This window comes from Microvirga calopogonii (assembly GCF_003347665.1).
GTDB classification, from domain to species: Bacteria; Pseudomonadota; Alphaproteobacteria; order Rhizobiales; family Beijerinckiaceae; genus Microvirga; species Microvirga calopogonii.
In genome coordinates, this window is record NZ_QDGA01000201.1 from 1 (window position 1) to 4,168 (window position 4,168).

At 61.2% G+C, this 4,168-nt stretch carries 2 protein-coding genes and 1 pseudogene; all 3 read right to left on the reverse strand.

Annotation, left to right across the window (positions count from 1 at the left end; all coding sequences use genetic code 11):
- Positions 1 to 75: 75 nt before the first annotated feature.
- Positions 76 to 1,590: a group II intron reverse transcriptase/maturase gene (ltrA, locus tag DDF70_RS35670; RefSeq protein ID WP_114949008.1), complete on the reverse strand. Its 1,515-nt coding sequence runs from the start codon at positions 1,588 to 1,590 to the stop codon at positions 76 to 78.
- A gap of 630 nt (positions 1,591 to 2,220) precedes the next feature.
- Positions 2,221 to 2,682 (reverse strand): annotated as a pseudogene (locus DDF70_RS35680) (IS3 family transposase); the annotation flags it as partial.
- 2 nt (positions 2,683 to 2,684) lie between these two features.
- Positions 2,685 to 3,992 carry an IS110 family RNA-guided transposase gene (locus tag DDF70_RS35685; protein WP_114948661.1) on the reverse strand — a complete coding sequence of 436 codons (1,308 nt, stop codon included), beginning with the start codon at positions 3,990 to 3,992 and terminating at the stop codon, positions 2,685 to 2,687.
- Between the last annotated feature and the right edge of the window lie 176 nt (positions 3,993 to 4,168).

Genomic DNA, 4,168 nt, shown 5'->3' on the forward strand with positions numbered 1-4,168 from the left:
AGTGGAGTAAGAAGCGCGAATGCGCTTCTCCTCCCCGAACCGTACATGCACCTTTCAGCGCATACGGCTCTCTATTCAAGCTTGGCCCATGGCCATAGCAACATCCTGATAGTGCGATGTGACGGTGCTGCGGGCTTCGCTCCGGAAGATGTATGGGTTTTCCTCCGGATTGCGCCACCGGAACCGCGCCTTGGGGCTTGAGACAAGCCTGTGGAGCGCTTTGCCGATGGCCTCGCCACGCTCAGTCCGACCGTAAACAAGCCAGGTTTTTGCCTTGCCCGATTCCGGGGCCTTGTACCACTTGCGCATCAGAGGCTTGATGCGGGATCGGTATTTGTGCCCCAGCCAATGCGCCAGCTTCCAGAACACGACATGGTCGATGTGCCGGAACACGGACGCAGTGAAGTCGGTGAACTTGTAGAACGCTGCCCAGCCGGCCAGTTGCCGGTTGAGGCTGGCGATCATCTCGACCGTGCTGACACTATGATGGCCGGAGAGGACCTCAGTCAGTCTGCGAACAAACCCCTTGGCCTTCTCCTTGGGTATCGTCGTGACGACAGACATACGTCCGTGCGCCCCCCGCTTGCGAATGATCCGATGCCCCAGAAAGACGAAGCCGTCATTGACGTGGGTGATATGGGTTTTGCCCATATTCAGCGTCAGCTTCAGGTCACCTTCCAGAAAGGCACGGCATTCCTCACGGATCTCTTCTGCCTGAGCCTTGGTTCCTTTTACGATCACGACAAAGTCGTCAGCGTATCGACAGTAGGCGATGGCCGGCTTCCATTGTCGGTTCTCACGAACCGTAATGGGACGGCCTTGCTTGATGCCGAAGTTCCAGGCCCATCGATCCTTACGCGCCTTGTCACTGAGGTATTTCGCCTCGAGCCACGCATCAAACTCATGGAGCATGATGTTGGACAGGAGCGGTGACAGAACGCCACCTTGCGGAACGCCTTCGCTGGAGGCCACGAACAGGCCACGATCAATGTGACCCGCCTTCAGGAACTGACAGAGAAGATCGACAAATCGCCTGTCCTGCACCCGCCGCCGCACACATCGGAGAAGCAGCCGGTGATGGACCGTATCGAAGTAGCTTGCCAGATCACCCTCGATGATCCAGCGGCCCCTGGTCGTATCGGTTCCATCCTGAAGCTGTATCTTCACGGTACGGACAGCATGATGCACGCTCCGCTCAGGCCGGAAGCCATAGGAGAGCCGATGGAAATCGCTTTCCCAGATCGGCTCCATGACCATCAGCATGGCGCGCTGGACAATGCGGTCTGTTAGGGTCGGGATACCCAATGGTCGCAGTTTGCCGTTCGCTTTCGGGATGTAGATTCGCTTGACCGGCTGAGGGCAGTAGCTGCCCGTCAGCAGGCTCATCCGCAGATCGGCCAGATGCTGATCCAGTCCGGCCTGCAGCTGTTGCTTATCCTTTCCGTCAAGGCCCGGAGTTCGAGCGCCGCTCGACGCCAGAACGATCCGGGCGGCTTCGGCAAGCCACTCCCGATCGGCAATGAGCCGAAGAAGGCGATCGAACCGTCGGTTCGGATCATCTTTGGCCCATGTTGCGAGCTTGTGCTGCATTTCGCTGATTATCAAAGGTCTTCACCTCGTTGGGTCAGGTAGTTTGCACTTCAAGCAGTTTGAACTGTTCCCCTTCGCCATGTGACAGGCTTTCCCTGTCGCGGACTACTACGGGAACTCCGCCAGCATGATGGACATCAGGGTCAACTCCCTTGGCATTCCACCATGCCTTCCCTCGTTCATATGCTGGACATCTTGCGTATTGGTGAGGCTGCCGGTCGCAGTCTTTGTCCTTGCATTCTGCAAGTCGATGCCGATGCCATGGTCTGGCTGTGTTCTCCCCATGGCCCTTCGCGAGCGTCCTACATCTCTGCTCACGTTCGGATGCACGCCGTCCTTCGTGTCCGGCGACATCATCAGCATTCCGCCTGTTAAGCCGTGTAGGCGGAGGCGACATTCCAGCCCTCAGATGCGGGTGAACCGGTTCGTGTTCCTCAACCTTCCAATACTTCAGCCTCGGGAATCATCTCGGCGTAACGGCTTCGCCTCAATCCCCTTTACCTGCGGGCTCCGTCACCCTGCCAGTTGACGGCAGGTCACCGCCGCTTGGGCTCATGCCCCCTCACAGCAGGGGGCAAGGCATTCTCCTTTTCTCCTTTCTCCTTGCATTCCAGACATATGCACCCCGGACCATCCGGGACGAGGCGCACTGTAGGTGATGTCGGCCAGCCAGACCCGGTTCGGCCCGGCGATAGTGAACTTCTGCTGGAGCAGGTTGGGCGCAATCGGCAGCTGATGACGACTGTCGGTCGTTGTCGGCCGGAAGCGCCGGCGGGCCAGGGCACGAATGCCATGTCGGCGCATCAGCCGCTCGACCCGGCCGCGGCTGATCCGATGGCCCTCGGCTCGCAAGGCGGCATGCATCCTCGGGCTGCCATAGCGACCCTGATGCTGATCATGGAGCCGATGCACCTCTTGCAGCAGGCCGCGGTTGGCGCGGGCTCTTTGGCTCTCCGGCCGGGATCGCCAGGCATAATAGCCGCTGGGCGAGACCTGGAGCACGCGGCACATGAGCCGCACCGGAAACGTGCGGGCATGCTGCTCGATGAAGCCAAACCTCATTTCGGCACCTCCGCGAAGATGCCGATGGCTTCCTAAGAAACAGCGCCCTTGGAAGCGTCGACACCGACCTCCTGCAGCACAAACCCGAACGCCTTGGCGCGGCGGTGCAGGTTATCGATCACCCGCTTCCGATACCGTTCCTCATAGTACGACGCTCCCGGATCAACGTAATCCATGCCATGGCGCAGGGCGTTGTAGAACAGCGCTGCAATCTTGCGGGCGGTTGCAGTCACAGTTTTAGCCTTGCCGATCCGGGTCGACAGCCGCCGGTAAAAGGCACCCAGTGCCGTCTCCGTCTTGCCGATCGTCACGGCCGCCAGCCGCAGAAGGGCCGCCGCCCGACTGCCCGACCGGCGCGTCCGAGACGACAGCACCTTGCCACCGGAGATCTTATTGCCGGGCGCGAGGCAGAGCCACGATGTGAAGTGCTTGCTGCTGGGCCAAGCCGTCAGATCCGTGCCGCACTCCGCGATCAGTTTGAGCGCCAAGGACGGCCCCAGGCCGTGGATCCGGGTCAGGTCCTGGCCCAGAACCGCATAGAGGGCGCCACGAAGATCGAAGCTCGGCTCATTGGGCTGGCGGCTCATGCGCCGGCGAGGCGCCGGCAAGGAAGCGGGATCGGGCCCATGGGTGCTCAGCGCCTTGAGGACGGCCTCGATCCTCTGATCGCACGCCGCCACCTTGTGCTGATACGTGTCGTACAGCGCCAGCGCCTGTTCGAGCGCGAACAGATGCTCGGCGCGATAATGACCCGTCAACGCCTTCTCGATCGTCTCGGAGCTGGAGTGACACCGGATGTCCCGTAGGCTCGCCAGGACCGCCGGATCACGTTCTCCGGCCAGAATGGCGCGGATGATGCGCATGCCCGTGGCTCCAGTAATGTCGCTGACCACGTGATGCAGCTGCAGGTTCATCTCGGTCAGCGCCTTCTGCATGTGCTGGATGTGCGAGGCGGCATACTCGAGCAGCCGCTCACGCTGGCGCAGATACGCGCGCAGTTCCGCGATCTCGGCTTTGGGTTGGAAGCTGGCCCGCAACAGGCCATAGGCATGCAGCCGCTGGAGCCATTGCGCATCCTTCACATCCGTCTTGCGTCCGGGCACGTGCTTGGCGTCACGGGCATTGACCAGAAGCACCTCGAAGCCGCGGTCCTGCAGGATCTCGAAGACCGGGATCCAGTAAACCCCGGTCGATTCCATGACGACGGAGGTGACGCTACAAACCTCGAACCAGTCGGCCAACCGGTGCAGGTCGGCGGTAAAGGTCCCGAAGCTGCGCACGGGTTCATCTGTCCGGTCAGGTCCCACGGCCGCCATGTGCATCGTGGCCCCGACATCGATGGCGGCGGCATGGGGTGAACCATCGGCAGGCTCTGGCGATCTTTACCGGCCTCTCGTTTGCGTCTCATCGGCTCCTCCTTGGGGTGGGAGGGGCTGGACTGCGCCAAAGGTCAACTTCCTAACCGGGATCGCCCTGGGGCGTCACCACTCTCAAGCGCGCAACAGTCCATGGACCA